Origin of the sequence: Streptomyces sp. NBC_00400, assembly GCF_036048035.1 — a bacterium.
Classification (GTDB): Bacteria; Actinomycetota; Actinomycetes; order Streptomycetales; family Streptomycetaceae; genus Streptomyces.
This window is the reverse complement of record NZ_CP107940.1, coordinates 1,953,288-1,971,520: the sequence shown is the minus strand read 5'-3', so window position 1 is coordinate 1,971,520 and position 18,233 is coordinate 1,953,288. Positions and strand designations below refer to the sequence as shown.

The window sequence follows — 18,233 nt, the reverse complement described above, 5'->3', positions numbered from 1 at the left end:
CAAGCCAGTACATGGCGTTCATCCGTGCCACCGGGAAGCACCGTCGTACGAGCCGCCCCGTTCGGACGACCCGCAACATCGCCGGCATAGCCACCCTCGCGGCCGGCGGCGTGGTCGCCTCCGTGGCCTCGCCGGCGCTGGCGGCCACGGACGAGGCCCGCGCCCACGACACCGGTCTGCAGCATGCCGTGGTGCTCGGTGACGAGCTCGCCCACCACGTCGCGGCCCAGGCCGACGAGCAGCAGGCCGAAGCGGAGGCCGCGGCGGCGAAGGCAAAGGCCGAGGCCGTGGCCAAGAAGCAGGCCGAAGAGGCCAAGCGGCGCGTCGAAGCCGCCCGCAAGGCCAAGGAGCGCGCCGCCCGCGAGGCGGAGCGCAAGCGTCTCAACACCTTCGTCGCCCCCGTTGCCGACTCCTACGTGTCCACCTCGTACAAGGCCTCCAGCGGTCTGTGGTCCTCCGGCAGCCACACGGGCATCGACTTCCACGCCGCCTCCGGTACCTCCGTCCACGCCGTCGGCACGGGCACCGTCGTCGAGGCCGGCTGGGGCGGTTCGTACGGCAACAACATCGTGATCAAGATGAGCGACGGTACGTACACCCAGTACGGTCACCTGTCGTCGCTCGGCGTCTCGGTCGGCCAGCACGTCACCCCGGGCCAGCAGATCGGCCTCTCCGGCGCCACCGGCAACGCCACCGGCCCGCACCTGCACTTCGAGGCCCGTACCGGCGCCGACTACGGCTCGGACATCGACCCGGTCGCGTACCTGCACTCGCACGGCGTCAACGTCTGATCTTCCGCCTCGCCCGCCCGCGCTCCTCACAGAGGCCGCGTCGCGCCGAGCCTCCGCCCGAAGCCCCGGCTCCACGGCCGGGGCTTCGGCGTATCCGGCGCCGCGGCCGGTGTGCAGGGGATATGCCGTGCCCTCCCGCCGACTTCCGGCCAAAAAATTTCCATGAATAACCGGAGCCCGGCGAAAATCCGTTCCGGTCGAATAGAGTCACGGAAAAGGCGCCGACCGGCGGCGTTTCCAGGGGATTAAGGCGGAGGCACGGAAGATGCGAGGCCATATTTCCGCTCATGCGGTATGCACGGCGATTCGCGATGACATTGTCTCCGGTGCGCTGGCGCCGGGGAGCCGGCTGATCGAAGAGATCCTTGCGGCCCGGTACGGCGTCTCCAGGGTGCCGGTCCGTGAAGCGCTGCGGACTCTGCAGTCCGAAGGGTTTGTCACCACCCGCCACCACGCGGGCGCCTGCGTCGCCGAGCCCACCGAGCAGGAGGCCGCCGATCTCCTCGACGTCCGCGCGCTGTTGGAGCCGCTGGGTGCCGCCCGTGCGGCCGCCCGCCGTAGCCCGGCCCACCTCAAGGTGCTCCGCGGCCTGGTACGGCTCGGCCGCGAGCGGGCCCGTCACGGCAGCCCGGCGGATCTGCGCCAACTGGACGGCTGGTTCCACGAGACGCTGGCCCAGGCGGTCGGCAGCCCCAGTCTGACGGCGCTGCTGACCCAGCTGCGGCGCAAGATCGAGTGGATGTATGCCGTGGAACTGCCCGCCCGCACGGGGGAGTCGTGGGACGAACACGGCGCGGTGCTGGACGCGGTGGCCCGGGGGGATGCGGAACGGGCCCGTGCTCTGATGGCGGCTCATGTCGAACACTCACTCCCGGTGTACCGGCTCCGACGGCCCGCCAAGACGGAGGTGAGGGATCCGAAACCGCCCGTCAACACGGCCCGTGCCCGCCCTTAACAATCGCCCCGTATACAAAGAAGCGCGGAAGGGGATTCGGGGGTGCGAGATTGAATTTTCGTCCCCGCCCGCATTCAGCGTGCATGTGTGCCGCAATGCGTGTGCCGCTATATGTGCTGTGCCGGAATGCCTGCTGCACTGCCATGTGCGCTGCCATCGGTGAGGCATTGAAGGAATGAATAGCGCACGCTTTTTCCTGCGTCCCCGATATCGAGGCATCGTCTCCGGCGTCCCGTGTACGGCGAACTGGTTCCGGTACGGGGATCGCTACGGCGAAGGTTCCGGTACGGCCAAGGTCCCGGCACAGCGAAACGGCCCCGTCGCGGCAACCGGTCACCGGTCGCCGCGACGGGGCCGCCGCAGCAGAAGTCCTGGGGGACTCAGACGGTCTCGGGGAGCTCCTCAAGACCCTCGGCGACGAGCTTGGCCAGACGGTCGAGCGCCTCCTCGGCGCCCTCGGCGTCGGAGGCCAGCACGATCTCCTCGCCACCCTGGGCGCCCAGGCCCAGGACCGCGAGCATGGAGGCCGCGTTGACGGGGTTGCCATCAGCCTTGGCGATCGTCATGGGGATGCCGGAGGCGGTGGCCGCACGGACGAAGATCGACGCGGGGCGGGCGTGCAGGCCCTCGGCCCAACCGACATTGACGCGGCGCTCTGCCATGGTGTTGCCCTTCAAAGTCGTGACTGTTGTCTAGACCAGTCTCTCACGCTGCCGGGAGTGCTGGGCAGCCCTTTGTCCTGGCCTTTTGCGGCCATCGGTCTCCCCGAGGGAGGTCCGGCAGGCCGACCGGAGCGTACGTCCGTACGGCCTCCTCAGCCTGCCCCGCATCCCGAGCGTACGCGCGCCGAGCCGGTTGTCGGTGGCCGGTCGTACGCTGTCCGCATGCACAAGCCGCAGGACCACGCGTACCCGACCCACTGGGAAGCCGACGTGGTGCTGCGTGACGGCGGTACGGCGCGGATCCGCCCCATCACCCCCGACGACGCCGAGCGGCTGGTCTCCTTCTATGAACAGGTCTCGGACGAGTCGAAGTACTACCGCTTCTTCGCGCCCTATCCGCGCCTGTCCGACCGCGATGTGCACCGTTTCACCCACCACGACTACATCGACCGGGTAGGGCTCGCCGCCACCGTCGGCGGCGAGTTCATCGCCACCGTCCGCTACGACCGGATCAACGACCAGGGGCTGCCCGCAAAGAGCCCCGAGGACGACCAGGCCGAGGTCGCCTTCCTCGTCCAGGACGCCCACCAGGGCCGCGGTGTCGCCTCCGCCCTCCTGGAGCACATCGCAGCCGTCGCCCGCGAGCGCGGCATCCGCCGGTTCGCCGCCGAAGTGCTCCCCGCGAACTCCAAGATGATCAAGGTCTTCACGGACGCCGGCTACACCCACAAGCGCACCTTCGAAGACGGTGTGGTCCGCCTGGAGTTCGATCTGGAGCCGACCGAGCAGTCCATGGCCGTGATGCGCGGCCGCGAGCAGCGTGCCGAGGCCCGCTCCGTACAGCGGCTGCTCGCCCCGGGCTCGGTCGCCGTCATCGGCGCCGGCCGCGCCCCCGGGGGTGTCGGGCGCACCGCGCTGCGCAGCCTCCTGGAATCCGGCTTCACGGGCCGGGTGCACGCCGTCAACCACGCCTTCCCCGACGACATGCAGCGGCTGCAGCCCGAAGAGGTGCCGGCCGTCCGCACTCTGCGGGAGATCCCCGACCCGGTGGACCTCGCCGTCATCGCCGTCCCCGCGGACAGTGTCCCCGACGTGGTCCGCGACTGCGGTGAACACGGCGTCCAGGGCGTGCTGATCCTGTCCTCCGGTTACGCAGAGGCGGGCCCGGACGGCCGGGAGCGGCAGCGCGCCCTGCTCCGCCAGGCCCGCTCGTACGGTATGCGGCTCATCGGGCCCAACGCCTTCGGCCTGATCAACACCGCCCCCGGCGTCCGGCTGAACGCCTCCCTCGCCCCCCGGATGCCCGGCGCCGGCCACATCGGCCTGTTCACCCAGTCCGGTGCCATCGGTATCGCCCTGCTCAGCGGACTGCATGCGCGCGGTCCCGGTGACGGCGGGATCGCCGGCATCTCCACCTTCGTCTCGGCCGGCAACCGCGCCGATGTCTCCGGCAACGACCTGCTCCAGTACTGGTACGACGACCCGGACACCGATGTCGTGATCCTCTACCTGGAGTCCATCGGCAACCCGCGCAAATTCGCCCGGCTCGCCCGCCGCACCGCCGCCGTCAAACCGGTCGTGGTCGCCAAGGGGGCCCGGCACAACGGCACCGCCCCGCCCGGTCACGCCGTGCCCACGGTCCGCGTCCCCGACAGCACCGTCGCCGCCCTGATGCGCCAGGCCGGCGTGATCCGCGTCGACACGGTCACGGAGCTGATCGACGCCGGTCTGCTGCTGGCCTCCCAGCCGCTGCCGGCCGGCCCGCGCATCGCCATCCTCGGCAACTCCGAGTCGCTGGCGCTGCTCGCCTACGACGCCTGCCTGACCGAAGGGCTGCGCCCGCAGAGCCCCCGTGTACTCCCCTCCGCGGCGACACCCGATGACTTCCGGGCCGCGCTCGCCGAGGCACTGTCCGGCGACGGCTGCGATGCCGTGGTCGTCACGGCCATCCCCTGGGTGGGGGAGGGGGCCGCAGTCTCCCCGGCCGGCAGCGAAGGCGCCGCACTCGCCGCCGCGCTGCGGACCGCGGCCGAGGCGCATCCGGAGAAGCCGGTGACGGTCGTCCACCTCGCCATGGACGATCTGGCCGAGACACTTGCGGCACCGGCACCGGCACCGGCACCGGCACCCGCGCAGTCGCAGCCGCCCGGACCCGCGGCGCCCGCCCGCAGCGAGCCGGTCCGCCCCGAGGGCCCGGCCCCCGCGTCCGCCCGGTCCGCCGAGCCCCTGCAGCCCCCGCACCCCCCGGCGAACCGCGTACGCCCTCCGGTCCCCCCGGGCCCTCCGCCCACCCTCGCCCTACGCCGGCCGGACCCGGCCCGTGACGCCGGCGCCGCCACCCCGCCCAGGCCCCGCCCGGCGCCGCTCCGTATCCCCGCCTACCCCGCCGCCGAGCGCGCCGTGCGCTCCCTCGCCGAGGCCGTCCGCTACGCCGCATGGCGCCGGGAGGCTGCCGAGCCGGGCCGGGTGCCCGCCTACGACGACATCCAGGAGGCGGCGGCCGGCGCCGACATCGAGCGCCTGCTCGACCGGCTCACCCCCGACGCCCCCACGGGCCGCTCCGTCCCGGTGCCGCCCCAGGACGCCGAGGCCCTGCTCGCCCGTTACGGCATCCACACCCGGCCCGTCCTGCCGGCCCCCGACCCGGACACCGCCGTCCGCGCCGCCGCCCGCCTCGGCTATCCGGTGGCCCTGAAAACCACCGCACCCCATCTACGCCACCGCGCCGACCTCGGCGGGGTACGTCTCGATATCGCCGGTGAGTCCGAACTCCGCCGCACCTACGCCGAATTGACCGATTTCCTCGGCTCTCCGGAGGAGCTGCGCCCGGTCGTCCAGTCGATGGTGCCGCGCGGCGTCGACACGGTCATCCGTGCCGCCATCGACCCGGCCGCCGGCGCCGTGCTCTCCTTCGGCCTGGCCGGGGCGCCCTCCCAGCTGCTCGGCGACATCGCGCACCGCCTCATCCCCGCCACCGACCGCGAGGTCACCGAACAGATCCGCTCGATCCGCGCCGCCCCGCTGCTGTTCGGCTGGCGCGGCTCCCAGCCCGTGGACACCACGGCTCTGGCCGACGTGCTGCTGCGCGTCTCCCGGCTCGTCGACGACCACCCCGAGGTCGTCGGCGTCGACCTCGAACCGGTCGTCGTCGCCGCACACGGCCTCTCCGTACTGGGGGCGACCGTGCGTCTGGCCCGGGCCCCCGCCACCACTGACCTCGGCCCCCGCCGGCTGCCCGTCTACTGAGGCTCTCGCGGCCCGGTACGCCCCGTAAGATGGACCCCATGGCTAAGACCGGTACGACGACCCAGGGGCTGCGCGCGGCGATCGAGCGCAGCGGCTATTACCCGACGCTCGTGGCCGAGGCGGTGCAGGCCGCGGTCGGCGGCGAGCCCGTGACGTCGTACCTCGTCCACCAGGAGACGACCTTCGACGCCAACGAGGTCCGCCGCCATGTCACGGTCCTGGTCCTGACCGGCACCCGCTTCATCGTCAGCCACACCGACGAGCAGGCCGCCGACGCCACCTCCCCGTCGCCGTACGCCACCACCTCCACCGAATCCGTCAAGCTGAGCCGGATCTCCTCCGTGGTACTCAGCCGGGTGGTCGCCAACCCCGAGTCGTATACCCCGGGCCGGCTGCCCCGCGAGGTCGTGCTCACCATCGGCTGGGGCGCGGTCGCCCGTCTGGACCTCGAGCCCGCCGCCTGCGGCGACCCCAACTGCGAGGCGGACCACGGCTACACGGGCTCCTCCACCGCGGACGACCTCTCGCTGCGGGTCAGCGAGGCCGGTGACGGACCGGACTCGGTGCGCGAGACGCTCACCTTCGCCCAGGCGCTCTCCGAGGCCACCGCGGCCACCCCCTCCCCCCGCTGATGGTCCACATCGCCCCCGCCTGGCCGGAACCCGAACCGCTCGACCCGCTCGGCGCCCCGGTGCCGCGGTACGGCACCGGTTCGCTCGCCGACCTTCTGCCCACCATCGCCACGGGGCTCGGCATGACCGGCTTCGCCACCTCGATGGAGCTGGCGCCCGCCGACCGCGCCTGTGTCTTCCTGATCGACGGCCTCGGCTGGGAACTGCTGCGGGCCCACCCGGAGGAGGCGCCGTTTCTCACCTCGCTCCTGGACACGTCGTTCAACGGCAGCGGCCGCCCGCTCACCGCGGGCTTCCCGTCCACCACCGCCACCTCGCTCGCCTCGGTCGGCACCGGCCTGCCGCCGGGCGCCCACGGCCTGCCCGGCTACACCTGCGAGGACCCGGTCACCGGCGCCCTGATGAACCAGCTGCGCTGGTACCCGTGGACCGACCCGCATGTCTGGCAGCCGTATCCGACGGTCTTCCAGCGCGCGGACGCCGCCGGGATCCACACCTGCCAGGTCTCCGCGCCGAGCTTCCAGCACACCCCGCTCACCCAGGTCGCGCTGAGCGGCGGCACCTTCCACGGCCGGCTCTCCGGCGAGGAGCGGATGGACCTCGCCGCTGAGCAGCTTGCCGCCGGTGACCGTTCGCTGGTCTACACGTACTACTCCGAGGTGGACGGCAAGGGGCACCGCTACGGCGTCGACTCCGACGCCTGGCGCGGCCAGTTGATGTACGTCGACCGGCTCGCCCAGCGGCTGGCGGAACAACTGCCGCCACGCAGCGCGCTGTACATCACCGCCGACCACGGCATGATCGACATCCCCTTCGACCCCGAGTCCCGGATCGACTTCGACGAGGACTGGGAACTGCGCGCCGGTGTGCGCCTGTTGGGGGGCGAGGGCCGCGCGCGTCATGTGTACGCCCACCCGGGCGCGGCCGCCGATGTGCTCGCCGTATGGCGCGAGGTGGTCGGTGAGCAGATGTGGGTGGCGAGCCGTGAAGAGGCCATCGCCGCGGGGTGGTTCGGACCGTCCGTCGACGACCGGGTGCGTGCCCGGATCGGCGATGTCGTCGCGGCGGCGCACGCCGATATGGTGATCATCGCGACCGAACGGGAGCCCCGTGAATCGGAGATGGTCGGGATGCACGGTTCGATGACCCCGGTGGAGCAGCTGGTGCCGCTCCTGGAAGTCCGCACCTGACCCGCGCGGTCCGCCCGCCCGCCCCCACTCTTCCGTACGAGCCTGAAAGGCCCGCAACACCCCATGCCTGAGCTGGTGTTCTTCTCCGGAACGATGGACTGCGGAAAGTCGACACTTGCTCTGCAGATCGAGCACAACCGCTCCTCCCGCGGTCTGCAAGGCATGATCTACAGCCGCAACGACCGGGCCGGCCGCGGCAAGCTCTCCTCCCGCCTCGGCCTGGTGACCGAGGCCGTCGAGGCGGCGCACGGCATGGACTTCTACACGCATGTGGTCGACCATCTCTCCGCCGGCGGCCGGGTCGACTACGTCATCGCCGACGAGGCGCAGTTCCTCGTCCCCGAACAGATCGACCAGCTCGCCCGCATCGTCGACGACCTCGACCTGGACGTCTTCGCCTTCGGTATCACCACCGACTTCCGCAGCAAGCTGTTCCCCGGCTCCCAGCGGCTGGTCGAACTGGCCGACCGCATAGAGGTGCTGCAGGTCGAGGCGCTGTGCTGGTGCGGCGCGCGCGCCACCCACAACGCCCGTACGGTCGACGGCCGGATGGTCGTCGAGGGCGCTCAGGTCGTGGTCGGCGATGTCGTCGGCGACGTGGACGGCGCGCACACCGAGGTCGGCTACGAGGTACTGTGCCGGCGTCACCACCGTCGCCGCCAGACCTCGGCGACCGCCCGGGCGGCCGCGCTCTCCCCGGACGTTCTGCCGGTCGACAGCGCGAAGTAGGTCCGGCCGCCGGGGGGCAGCCCGGTGTGACTGTCCCTCAGTTCCGCTGGGCGATCGTGAAGACGGCGCCCTCGCTGTCGCAGACCGTCGCCAGCCGTCCGTGGGCGGAGTCCCGGGCGGGCTGCAGCACCTGGCCGCCCAGCTCGGTGACCCGGCGGGCCGCCGCGTCCGTGTCGGAGACGGCGAAGTGCGTCATCCAGTGGGAACCCCGGTCGCGCGGCAGGGCGTTGCCCACGCCGTGGATACCGGCCACCGGGCGTTCCTTGAGGTGCAGCGTCAGATAGTCGAAGTTCGCCGAGATCACCGGCTCCGCCTCGTAGCCGAAGACATGCTCGTAGAACGTCAGGACGGAGCTCGTGTCCCGGGTGACCAGCTCGTTCCATGCCGGGGTGCCCAGTTCACCGGTGATCGTGGTGCCTGCCACCGACCTGCCCTGCCAGATGCCGAAGATCGCGCCCTGCGGGTCGGAGGCGATCGCCATCCGCCCCGCGTCGTCGTCCGCATCCAGTGGCCCGACGCCCACCGTCCCGCCGCAGGAACGGATCTGCTCGGCGGTCGCGTCCGCGTCATCGCTCGCCAGGTAGGTGGTCCAGGCGACCGGGAGATGACGGTCGGGCGCCAGTTCGCCGAGCCCGGCGACTTCCCGGCCGTGGAGGAAGGCCCGGGCGTACGGACCGAAATGCTGCGGTCCCGGGCGGAACTCCCAGCCGAACAGCGCGCCGTAGAATTCCTGCGTCGCGGACAGGCTGTGGGCCAGGAGGCTCACCCAGCAGGGCGCGCCGGGCATCCGCCGGGTCGCTGCCTCGGTCGTCATTGTCACTCTCTCCTCGGAGCGTCGGGTGCTGACCATCTGCGCCACGGGCGCGGGTCCCGAGCAGATGCTCGCACCCGGTGACCTGGTGAGCGCCCCGGCCGCGCCGTCCATGGCCGGTTCGCGAGGGAGAATGCCCGCTTTGACGTTTCCGATCCGCCTCAGCGGCGTTACGGCAGGACGTAACTGCGTCATACGGAGGGTCGGCGCCTACCTTCTGTACGTAGCCGTCGCTACGCAAGGATGAGTCCCATGAATGCCATCATCACCGCTACCGAACTCGCGAGCGAGCTGGACCGGCCCATCGCTCCGGCCGTCCTGGATGTCCGCTACCAGATGGGCGGCCCGCCCGGTCGCCCCGAGTACGAGGCCGGTCATGTGCCCGGCGCGGTCTACGTCGACCTCGAGAGCGAGCTGGCCTCGCCTCCCGGTCAGGGTGGCCGGCACCCGCTGCCCGATCTCGATGTCTTCACCGAGGCCATGCGGGCCGCCGGCGTCCGCGCGGACCGCCCGGTGGTCGTCTACGACGGCGGCCAGGGCTGGGCGGCCGCCCGCGCCTGGTGGCTGCTGCGCTGGACCGGTCACCCCGACGTGCGCGTCCTGGACGGCGGCCTCGCCGCCTGGGAGGCGGCCGGCGGCGCCCTGAGTGTCGATCAATCGACTCCGCAGGAAGGTGACTTCAGCCCGGTACCCGGCGGCCTGGCGCTGCTGCGGGCGGATGACGCGGCCACCGTGGCCCGCCGCGGAGTCCTGCTGGACGCACGCGCCGCCGAGCGTTACCGCGGTGAGGTCGAACCGATTGACAAGGTCGCCGGCCATATCCCGGGTGCCGTGTCCGCCCCGACGACCGAGAACGTCGTCGAGGGTGGCACCGTCTTCCGCGAGGCGTCGGAACTGGCCGAGCGTTTCGCGTCGCTGGGCGCCACGCCGAAGGCGGAGGTCGGTGTGTACTGCGGCTCCGGGGTCTCCGCCGCACATGAGGTACTGGCCCTCGCGGTCGCGGGCGTCCCCGCCGCCCTGTACGTCGGCTCCTGGAGCGAGTGGTCGGCCGATCCGTCCCGCCCCGTCGCCACCGGCCCGCAGCCCGGCTGAGCCCCCGCCGGGGCCCGTAACGGGGGCGTCGTACCACGCCGTCCGCCCGCCCCCTGGCATTCAGGGGGCGGGCGGACGGCGTGGTACACGTCGGGAAGGGCCTCAAGGGCCCTCCCGCTACTCCGGCTTCTTGCGCCGGGTGCCGAAGACGATCTCGTCCCAGCTGGGCACCGCGGCGCGGCGGCCGGGCCGTACACCGTCCGCCTCGGCCTGCCGGTCCGTCGTCCCGGTCAGCCGGTCGCGATGGCCGGCCACCGCGCGTGGCATCAGCACATCGGCGTACGCGGAACCCGCACCCGCACTGGCCGCCGGGGCGGGCGGCTCCTCGACCTCGGCCTCGGACTCCTCGTCGCTCTGCGCCGACTTCACGGTCTCCGGGACGACCATGTCGCCGCGGAAGCTCGGCACCGCCTCCAACAGGCTGGTCAGCGAATCCCGCTCGCCGACGGCTTCCTCCGCGACCCGCGGCTCGCCGTCGTCGTCACCGGAGGGTGCCGGGCGTTCGCCGCGCTCGGGGGTCTGCCGGTCCAACGCGCGGTCCAGCGGCCGGTCGCGCGGCAGCCGCGCGATCCGCGGCACGAACGGGAAGCTCGGCTCGGGCGTGTCATCGCTCTCGCCGATCAGCGCCCGCGCCTCGTCGTCCACGGCCTGGACGAGCCGCCGCGGCGGGTCGTACGTCCAGCTCGCCGAGTGCGGTTCGGTGGCGACGCGGTAGACCAGCAGCACCTCCCAGGTGCCGTCGTCCCGGCGCCAGGAGTCCCACTGCACGCTCTCCTTGTCGGCGCCGCGCAGCAGCAGCCGCTCCGCCACCGCCTCGCCGAGCTGCGGACCGGTGTTCTCGCCGGGGCGCCGCACCGGTGTCTTGCGGGCCCGCTCGGCCATGAAGGCGCGCTCGGCGAGCACCGGGCCCTCGAAGCGGCGCACCCGGTCGACGGGGATGCCGGCTAGCTGGGCGACCTCTTCTGCGGAGGCACCGGCCCTTATACGGGCCTGGATGTCCCGCGGACGCAGGTGGCTCTCGACCTCGATCTCGATCTGGCCGAGCCGTGCACGGTCATTGCGGACGGCGGCGCGCAGCCGTTCGTCGATCGGAAGCGTGTACTCGGTGCTGTCCGCAGCTTTGAGCACCAGCCGTGTGCCGTCGTTGGAGACGGCCACGACACGCAGTTCGGGCATGGGGACCTCCCGGGTGGTGCCTGCCGACGTCACTCGCGTCGCTGCTTCCGCTAGTCGAGTGTGGCCTGCCCGGGTGCAGCCTGCCACAACATTGCCGAGTTGCCCGGCGTGTCGGGGCTTGGCCCTGAAACGCCGTTATGACACGGTTACCTGTTCGCCACGCTCAGTGACCATGCCGCTTGTCCTGTCGCCGTTCACCCGTACCGAGCGGCGGCGCCCCGGTGTGAGTGCCGCCTTCATGGCCCCCTCCCATGGGATCCGGGCAGCCGGACGGGAACCGGGGCCAGGGCTCGCCACAGTACTCCATTCGGACCACTGAGGTGGACCGCCGCGCCGCTGAACTTCTGGGCGCGCAACGGAGTTGAGTCGCCTTGTCGACCTCTCTACCTGGCACGTCGGTGGCGAGTTTCACAGATTCCCCAAAATCGGAACTTTTGACTCCGCCGAATGGTCACTTCTCCATGCAGGATGGATCGAAGGGGCTATCAAAGGTTGGAGATGGACGAAGAAACCGAAAGCGACACGAAGAAGAAGGAGAGGCGGATAGACCTGAGCCTTGCTCAGGTTGCCGGCAGCGCGCTCGCCGCGGCGGTCGCCGCGTACCTCGCGGGCCGGCTCGGCGTCTACGGAACCATCATCGGCGCCGGTGTGGTCAGTGTCGTGGCCACTACTGGCGGCTCGGTATTCCAGCACCTGTTCCGGCGCACCGGTGAACAGCTCAAGGAGGCGACGGTCACCACCCGGCCGAAGCCGCGCCGCCCCTCCGCCGCCCGCACTCGATCCACCACACCGGACGTCCGGCAGGCCGGGCCCACGATGGTGCTGCCGACCTTCGACAAGGAGGGCACGGAGGACAAGGTCACCTCCGTCGCTGCCAGGACGTCCGCGCCCGGCACCGCCCGTACGCAGCTGATCCCGCGGGCCGAGCAGGCCCGCCGGCGCGATCCGGCAGGTGCCCACCCCGCCCCGCCGGCGGATGACGCGACGCGGCTGCTGCGCGCCGCCGACCCCGAGGCGACCCGCGCCCTGCGCGCGGTGGACGGGAGCGACCCGGGCCGGTCCGCCGACCGGACACAACTGGTGCCGCGCCTCGACGAGCGGACCATGGCGCTGGGCGCGGCGTCCGCCCGCCCGGCCGGTATTCCGGCCGCGCGGCATCCGGCCGGTCCGCCCGAGGAGCTGAGCACCGCGACGTACGGCACGCGGCTGCGCGGCTGGAAGCGGCCGACGCTCGGTGCGCTCGCGGTCTTCGCGCTTGCCATGGGTGTGGTCACCGGCACCGAGCTGATCACCGGGCAGACGCCGAGCGGGGCGCAGGGCACGACGCTGAGCAACCTCACCCACACCGGGGGAGGGGGACGCCAGCAGCACCGTTCCCCGCAGTCGCCAGGCTCCGGTCAGTCCCCGGACGGCGGCAGCCGGCACGGCGGCGGAGACCGTCGGAGCCCGGATCCGGACAACTCGGGTGACACCGGCAGCGATACCGGTACGGACAAGGGCAGCGGCACGCCGTCGCCGGACCCGAGCCCGTCCGACGGCGGCAAGACCTCGCCGGATCCCGGCACGCCCTCGTCGCCGGACCCGTCCCCGAGCGGTTCCGCCGGTGACGGACAGACCGGCTCCGGCGACGGCCCGGCCGGCACCGGAGGCCAGGGGGGCCTCCCGAACGGACAGCAGTCCGGCGGGCCGGTCCCCGATCCCGGCGCCTCCTGAGCCGGCTCCGATCCGGCAGGGACCGTCCGGACGGGGCGCACCCGCGACGGCCGCGGCCCGGCGCCCACCCCAGGGCGCCGGGCCGCGGCCGTCGTTGGTCAGTCCCCCAGGACCCGCCGCAGATAGGCATTGGCGAACCGGCGTTCCGGGTCCAGGCGGTCGCGCAGCGCGGTGAACTCCCCGAACCGCGGATAGGCGTCGGCAAGGTAGGCGGCGTCGCGGGTGTGCAGCTTCCCCCAGTGCGGCCGCCCCTCGTGTGCCGTCATGATCCGTTCGGCGGCCGCGAAATACGCTCCGTACGGTGTCCCGCGGTACATGTGTACGGCGAGGTAGACGGTGTCCCGGCCCGAAGCGGTGGACAGCGGAATGTCGTCGGCGGGCGCGGTCCGCACCTCCACCGGAAAGCTGACCTTGAAGTCCGAGCGCTCCACCAGGGCCTTGAGTTCACCCAGCGCCGCCACCGCGGCCGCCCGGGGCAGTGCGTACTCCATCTCCACGAACCGCACCCGACGCGGCGAGGTGAACACCTTGTACGGGATGTCGGTGTACGTACGGGCCGACAGGGCGCGGCTGGAGATCTTGGCGATGCCCGGTATGGCGGCCGGGACCGCCCGCCCGACGGTGCAGGCGAGCTGGAAGACCCCGTTGGACAGCAGCTCGTCCTCGACCCAGCCGCTGACCCTCCCGGGCGGCGCCGCCGGACCCTGGCTGCGGTTGTTGCGCTTGGTGTTGCAGCTGCCGGTGTGCGGGAACCAGTAGAACTCGAAGTGTTCGTTCTCGGCGACCAGCTCGTCGAACCGGTCCGTCACCTCGTCGAAGGGCATCGGCTCCTCGCGGGCGGTCAGCAGGAACTCCGGTTCCACGGCGAAGGTCAGCTCGCTGATCACGCCCAGCGCGCCCAAGCCCAGCCGCGCCGCGGCGAAGACCTCGGGGTTCTCCTCGGCGGAACAGGTCAGGACCGAGCCGTCTGCGGTGACCAGCTCCAGGGCGGTGGTCTGGGCGGCGATCGACGCCGAGTCGCGGCCGGTGCCATGGGTGCCGGTGGACGTCGCCCCGGAGACCGTCTGCTCCATGATGTCGCCCATGTTGGTCAGCGACAGTCCGTGTGCGGCCAGCGTCTCGTTGAGGTGCTTGAGCGGCGTACCGGCCGCCACCGTCACCGTGCCGGCCTCGCGGTCGACCGCGCGGACGCCGGTCAGCCGCTCGGGGCGGATCAGCAGCCCGTCGGTGGCGGCGGCAGGAGTGAACGAGTGGCCGGTGCCGGCGGCCTTGACCGTCAGCCCGTCCGCTGCGGCGGCGCGTACCGCGGCCGCCACTTCCTCGGTGCTCGCCGGGGTCACGCTCCGGGCGGGGCGGGCGGTGACATTGCCCGCCCAGTTGCGCCACGGCCCGATGGTCGGACCACGCCCTCCCGAGCGGCCGACGGCGTTGCTGACTGCCATGGTGACGTCCCCTCCCTCCGCGCGGGCAGGCCGTGTCCGGCCGCCGTGATTGAGCGCATGATGTCAGTCGCCGACGCCCCGTCAGGGCGGGGTGACGGGAATCACAGCGGCACGGAACCGGCTCGAACCGCCCGGCCCCCGGACATGTCGTACCGCGGGTAACTCCCCGACGGGAGGGGTGGGTTCACGAGGCGGGCGGGGTGGCGGGCGTGTCGGAGCTCCGCGGACCGGCGAGGCCGGGCCCCCGTTAGGTGACGCTCTCCTCGCCCCGCCGCTCCGTGGCCGGATCGGTCGGGCCGGTCGGGCCGGGCAGGCCTCCCGCCACGGCCGGGCCTGCCACCGCGGGCGCGGACTGCGGGCGGAGCCTGCGGTAGCCCGCGAAGGCCACCAGTGCGGCGAGCAGGCCCGCCGCCCCCGGCACCAGATAGCCCCGGGCGGCCCCGGCGGCGTCCACCACCCAGCCGGCGGCCGACGACCCCAGTGCGACGCCCACTGCCAGGCCGGTGCCGGTCCAGCTCATGCCCTCGGTCAGCTTCGCCCGCGGCACATGCTCCTCGACCAGCGCCATGGTGGTCACCATCGTCGGGGCGACGGACAGCCCGGCGACGAACAGGGCGACGGCCAGCAGCGGCAGCGAGCCCACCAGCTGCAGCGGCACCATGCTCACGGCCATCACGCACACCCCCGCCACCCAGCGGCGGGATGGATGCCCCTTGAGGTGGAGCAGGCCGAAGACCGCGCCGGCCGCACACGAGCCGAGCGCATAGACGGCCAGGACCAGGCTGGCCGCCGCCTTGTGCCCGACCTCCTCGGCGAATGCCACGGTCACCACGTCGACCGCCCCGAAGATCGCGCCGGTGGCCGCGAACGTCACCACCAGCACCTGCAGCCCCCGTGAGCGCAGCGCGGATCCCTTGGTGTGCTGTTCGCGCGGATGCGGCACCGGCTCCGTCGCCCGCTGCGCCGTCAGCCAGAAGACACCGGCGGCCAGGAAAGCGGCGGCCAGCAGCGGCCCGGCCTCCGGGAACCATGCGGTGGACAGGCCGATGGACAGGATCGGCCCGACGATGAAGCACATCTCGTCGACGATCGACTCCCACGAGTACGCGGTGTGCAGCTCCCGCGGGGACCCCCGGTAGAGCTCGGCCCAGCGCGCCCGGATCATCGCCCCCACGCTCGGCACACACCCCGCACAGGCCGCGAAGACGAACAGCAGCCAGTCCGCCCAGCGCTGCTGCGCGCTCAGCAGCACCCCCGTGACCGCGGTGACCGACACCAGGGTGGCCGGGCGCAGCACCCGGCGCTGGCCGTGCCGGTCCACCAGCCGGGAGATCTGCGGGCCGAGGACCGCGGCGGACAGCGCAATCGTCGCGGACAATGCACCGGCCAGGCCGTAGCGGCCGGTCAGCTGGGAGATCATCGTGACGATCCCGATGCCCAGCATCGACAACGGCATCCGGCCCAGCAGCCCGGCGGCGGAGAACGACTTGGTGCCGGGGCGGCCGAAGATGGCGCGGTAGGGACTGGGCAACGGGGATGCTCCGCCGGTGAGGACCGAATAGATCGGTAAGGAATGACAAGGGCCGATACAGCTTACGGGCGGTGTGCCGCCGGCCGCCTCCGGATTTCCGCCACCGCCCGCCGCAGCGGCCGGTCCTCCCGGCGCCGGGACCTGCCCGCCGCACCCATGGGAAGGGTGGCAGGATCGATGGCATGCCCGAACAGCGCGACCCCCGCCCCTATGACGCCCTGCTGCTGCTGTCCTTCGGCGGTCCCGAAGGCCCCGACGACGTGGTCCCGTTCCTGGAGAACGTCACCCGCGGCCGCGGCATCCCCCGTGAGCGCCTGAAGGAGGTGGGGCAGCACTACTTCCTGTTCGGCGGCGTCAGCCCCATCAACGCCCAGAACCGGGAACTGCTGGAAGCACTGCGCAAGGACTTCGCCGGGCACGGACTGGACCTGCCCGTCTACTGGGGCAACCGCAACTGGGCGCCCTACCTGACCGACACCCTGCGCACCATGGTCCACGACGGTCACCGCCGTATCGCCGTCCTGGCGACCAGCGCCTACGCCTCGTACTCGGGCTGCCGGCAGTACCGCGAGAACCTTGCCGACGCCCTCGCCGCCCTGCAGGCCGAGGGCCTGGAGCTGCCCCGGGTCGACAAGCTGCGGCACTACTTCAACCACCCCGGCTTCGTCCGGCCGATGGTCGACGGCGTGCTGGCATCCCTCGCGGCCCTGCCCCGGGAGGTGCGGGACGGTGCCCATCTCGCCTTCACCACGCACTCCATCCCCACCGCCGCGGCCGACACCTCGGGCACCCCCGACGGCCACACGCAGGACGGCGCGGGCGGCGCCTATGTCGCCCAGCACCTGGACGTGGCGCGGGTGATCGCGGACGCCGTCCGGGCGGAGACCGGTGTGGACCACCCCTGGCGGCTCGTCTACCAGTCCCGCAGCGGGGCCCCGCACATCCCGTGGCTGGAGCCGGACATCTGCGACCACCTGGAGGAGCGGCACGCCGCCGGCGTCCCGGCCGTCGTGATGGCTCCCATCGGGTTCGTCTCCGACCACATGGAGGTCAAGTACGACCTCGACACCGAAGCCACCGCCAAGGCCGCCGAGCTGGGGCTTCCGGTTGCCAGGTCGGCGACCGTGGGCGCCGACCCGCGGTTCGCGGCGGCCGTCCGCGACCTCCTCCTGGAGCGCGCGGCCGCCGAACGGGGCCGCACCCCGGAGCGCTGCGCCCTGGGCGCCCTCGGTGCCGGCCACGACCTGTGCCCCGTCGGCTGCTGCCCCGCGCGCGCACCGCGCCCGGCCGCCGCCGGCGCCGACTGGCGCGGCCCGGCCGACCGGGCCCCCGCATAGGCCCCGCACTCACGCCCACGCCCCCGATCACCGCTCGTCCGAGCAAGGAGCATCGTGCCCGACCCGCTGCACCCCGACGCCCCCCAGACCGCCCCGGCGCAGAGCGACGCGCTGTACGACGAACTTCTCGACCTGGCCCTGGAGGCCGCCCGCCGCGCGGGGGCGCTGCTGCGCGACGGCCGGCCCGCCGACCTCGGTGTGGCCGCCACCAAGTCCAGCCCCATCGACGTCGTCACCGAGATGGATCTCGCCTCCGAGAAGCTGATCACCGGCTTCCTCGGGGAGCACCGCCCCGACGACGGCTTCCTGGGGGAGGAGGGCGCCAGCACCGACGGCACCAGTGGCATCCGCTGGGTCATCGACCCCGTCGACGGCACCGTGAACTACCTCTACGGGCTGCCGTCCTGGTCGGTGTCCATCGCGGCGGAGAAGGACGGCGAGGTGGTCGTCGGGGTCGTCGCCGCCCCGATGCGCGGCGAGACCTACCAGGCCGTCGTCGGTCGTGGCGCGTTCAACAACGGCGAGCGCATCCGCCACCGGCCCGCCCCGCCGCTCTCCCAGGCGCTCGTCGGCACCGGGTTCGGCTACCTCGCCGAGCGCCGGGCGGGCCAGGCGGAGGTGGTGCGCACACTGCTGCCGCAGGTCCGCGACATCCGGCGCGGCGGCTCGGCCGCGATCGACCTGTGCGATGTGGCCTGCGGCCGGCTCGACGCCTACTACGAGCGCGGTCTGAACCCCTGGGACATGGCGGCCGGCGCCCTGATCGCCCGGGAGGCCGGCGCGCTCACCGGCGGGCGCCCCGGGAAGCCGGTCTCCCAGGAGCTGACCCTCGCCGCCTCCCCGGCCCTCTTCGAGCGGCTGCAGCCGCTCCTGGACGAGCTCGGCGCCTGGCACGACTGATCGGACCCGCGTCCGGGCACGACAGC

Annotated in this window: 15 protein-coding genes; 10 read left to right on the top strand and 5 right to left on the bottom strand. The window is 72.6% G+C overall.

The genetic code is table 11. From position 1 onward, the window contains the following. Window positions 1-11 precede the first annotated feature (11 nt). Window positions 12-791, top strand: a complete 780-nt coding sequence (locus OHS81_RS08625) for a M23 family metallopeptidase (protein WP_328383990.1) — start codon at window positions 12-14, stop codon at window positions 789-791. A gap of 265 nt (window positions 792-1,056) precedes the next feature. Beyond that, a complete protein-coding gene (locus OHS81_RS08620) occupies window positions 1,057-1,746 on the top strand; it encodes a GntR family transcriptional regulator (protein WP_328383988.1) in 690 nt (229 codons plus the stop codon). Window positions 1,747-2,126: 380 nt separating this feature from the next. Here the strand turns inward: OHS81_RS08620 and OHS81_RS08615 are convergent, their stop codons facing one another. Continuing rightward, window positions 2,127-2,408, bottom strand: a complete 282-nt coding sequence (locus OHS81_RS08615) for an HPr family phosphocarrier protein (protein ID WP_328383986.1) — start codon at window positions 2,406-2,408, stop codon at window positions 2,127-2,129. Between the two features lie 222 nt (window positions 2,409-2,630). On the opposite strand from OHS81_RS08615, the gene OHS81_RS08610 reads away from it, so the two are divergent. The 4 genes from OHS81_RS08610 to OHS81_RS08595 all read left to right on the top strand — a co-directional run bounded on the left by OHS81_RS08610 (window position 2,631) and on the right by OHS81_RS08595 (window position 8,205). Then, a complete protein-coding gene (locus OHS81_RS08610; protein WP_328383985.1) occupies window positions 2,631-5,654 on the top strand; it encodes a bifunctional acetate--CoA ligase family protein/GNAT family N-acetyltransferase in 3,024 nt (1,007 codons plus the stop codon). A gap of 38 nt (window positions 5,655-5,692) precedes the next feature. Beyond that, a complete protein-coding gene (locus OHS81_RS08605) occupies window positions 5,693-6,286 on the top strand; it encodes a DUF5998 family protein (protein ID WP_129293815.1) in 594 nt (197 codons plus the stop codon). Further along, window positions 6,286-7,476, top strand: a complete 1,191-nt coding sequence (locus tag OHS81_RS08600) for an alkaline phosphatase family protein (RefSeq protein ID WP_328383981.1) — start codon at window positions 6,286-6,288, stop codon at window positions 7,474-7,476. The genes OHS81_RS08605 and OHS81_RS08600 overlap by 1 nt, the downstream gene beginning before the upstream one ends. A 63-nt stretch (window positions 7,477-7,539) precedes the next feature. After that, on the top strand, window positions 7,540-8,205 hold the full coding sequence (locus tag OHS81_RS08595) for a thymidine kinase (RefSeq protein ID WP_328383979.1): 666 nt from the start codon (window positions 7,540-7,542) through the stop codon (window positions 8,203-8,205). Window positions 8,206-8,242: 37 nt separating this feature from the next. Here the strand turns inward: OHS81_RS08595 and OHS81_RS08590 are convergent, their stop codons facing one another. Further along, complete coding sequence (locus OHS81_RS08590) at window positions 8,243-9,019, bottom strand: VOC family protein (protein WP_328383978.1); 777 nt, start codon at window positions 9,017-9,019, stop codon at window positions 8,243-8,245. A gap of 249 nt (window positions 9,020-9,268) precedes the next feature. Here OHS81_RS08590 and OHS81_RS08585 point away from each other — a divergent pair, with 249 nt between their 5' ends. Then, window positions 9,269-10,108, top strand: a complete 840-nt coding sequence (locus OHS81_RS08585; RefSeq protein WP_328383976.1) for a sulfurtransferase — start codon at window positions 9,269-9,271, stop codon at window positions 10,106-10,108. 117 nt (window positions 10,109-10,225) lie between these two features. Here OHS81_RS08585 and sepH read toward each other — a convergent pair whose 3' ends face one another. Next, on the bottom strand, window positions 10,226-11,284 hold the full coding sequence (sepH, locus tag OHS81_RS08580; protein ID WP_328383974.1) for a septation protein SepH: 1,059 nt from the start codon (window positions 11,282-11,284) through the stop codon (window positions 10,226-10,228). A 498-nt stretch (window positions 11,285-11,782) separates the two neighbouring features. Between sepH and OHS81_RS08575 the strand changes: the two genes are divergently transcribed. Further along, on the top strand, window positions 11,783-12,997 hold the full coding sequence (locus OHS81_RS08575; protein ID WP_328383972.1) for a hypothetical protein: 1,215 nt from the start codon (window positions 11,783-11,785) through the stop codon (window positions 12,995-12,997). Window positions 12,998-13,095: 98 nt separating this feature from the next. Here OHS81_RS08575 and OHS81_RS08570 read toward each other — a convergent pair whose 3' ends face one another. Continuing rightward, the gene (locus tag OHS81_RS08570) at window positions 13,096-14,439 is read right to left on the bottom strand and encodes a D-arabinono-1,4-lactone oxidase (RefSeq protein ID WP_328383970.1); all 1,344 of its coding nucleotides are present in this window, start codon (window positions 14,437-14,439) and stop codon (window positions 13,096-13,098) included. A 247-nt stretch (window positions 14,440-14,686) separates the two neighbouring features. Next, window positions 14,687-15,970, bottom strand: coding sequence for an MFS transporter (locus OHS81_RS08565; RefSeq protein ID WP_328383968.1), 1,284 nt, complete (start codon window positions 15,968-15,970; stop codon window positions 14,687-14,689). A 182-nt stretch (window positions 15,971-16,152) separates the two neighbouring features. Here OHS81_RS08565 and OHS81_RS08560 point away from each other — a divergent pair, with 182 nt between their 5' ends. Both OHS81_RS08560 and OHS81_RS08555 read left to right on the top strand, forming a co-directional pair. Beyond that, window positions 16,153-17,307, top strand: coding sequence for a ferrochelatase (locus OHS81_RS08560; protein ID WP_328383966.1), 1,155 nt, complete (start codon window positions 16,153-16,155; stop codon window positions 17,305-17,307). Between the two features lie 54 nt (window positions 17,308-17,361). After that, window positions 17,362-18,207: an inositol monophosphatase family protein gene (locus tag OHS81_RS08555; RefSeq protein WP_328383964.1), complete on the top strand. Its 846-nt coding sequence runs from the start codon at window positions 17,362-17,364 to the stop codon at window positions 18,205-18,207. Window positions 18,208-18,233: the final 26 nt, after the last annotated feature.

Excerpts from the sequence above, each read along its gene's own strand:
- OHS81_RS08575 (WP_328383972.1), top strand. The coding sequence starts at position 11,783 with ATGGACGAAGAAACCGAAAGCGACACGAAGAAGAAGGAGAGGCGGATA.
- OHS81_RS08625 (WP_328383990.1), top strand. The coding sequence starts at position 12 with ATGGCGTTCATCCGTGCCACCGGGAAGCACCGTCGTACGAGCCGCCCC.
- OHS81_RS08585 (WP_328383976.1), top strand. The coding sequence starts at position 9,269 with ATGAATGCCATCATCACCGCTACCGAACTCGCGAGCGAGCTGGACCGG.
- OHS81_RS08560 (WP_328383966.1), top strand. The coding sequence starts at position 16,153 with ATGCCCGAACAGCGCGACCCCCGCCCCTATGACGCCCTGCTGCTGCTG.
- OHS81_RS08600 (WP_328383981.1), top strand. The coding sequence starts at position 6,286 with ATGGTCCACATCGCCCCCGCCTGGCCGGAACCCGAACCGCTCGACCCG.
- OHS81_RS08595 (WP_328383979.1), top strand. The coding sequence starts at position 7,540 with ATGCCTGAGCTGGTGTTCTTCTCCGGAACGATGGACTGCGGAAAGTCG.
- OHS81_RS08620 (WP_328383988.1), top strand. The coding sequence starts at position 1,057 with ATGCGAGGCCATATTTCCGCTCATGCGGTATGCACGGCGATTCGCGAT.
- sepH (WP_328383974.1), bottom strand. The coding sequence starts at position 11,284 with ATGCCCGAACTGCGTGTCGTGGCCGTCTCCAACGACGGCACACGGCTG.
- OHS81_RS08615 (WP_328383986.1), bottom strand. The coding sequence starts at position 2,408 with ATGGCAGAGCGCCGCGTCAATGTCGGTTGGGCCGAGGGCCTGCACGCC.
- OHS81_RS08605 (WP_129293815.1), top strand. The coding sequence starts at position 5,693 with ATGGCTAAGACCGGTACGACGACCCAGGGGCTGCGCGCGGCGATCGAG.
- OHS81_RS08570 (WP_328383970.1), bottom strand. The coding sequence starts at position 14,439 with ATGGCAGTCAGCAACGCCGTCGGCCGCTCGGGAGGGCGTGGTCCGACC.
- OHS81_RS08590 (WP_328383978.1), bottom strand. The coding sequence starts at position 9,019 with ATGACGACCGAGGCAGCGACCCGGCGGATGCCCGGCGCGCCCTGCTGG.
- OHS81_RS08610 (WP_328383985.1), top strand. The coding sequence starts at position 2,631 with ATGCACAAGCCGCAGGACCACGCGTACCCGACCCACTGGGAAGCCGAC.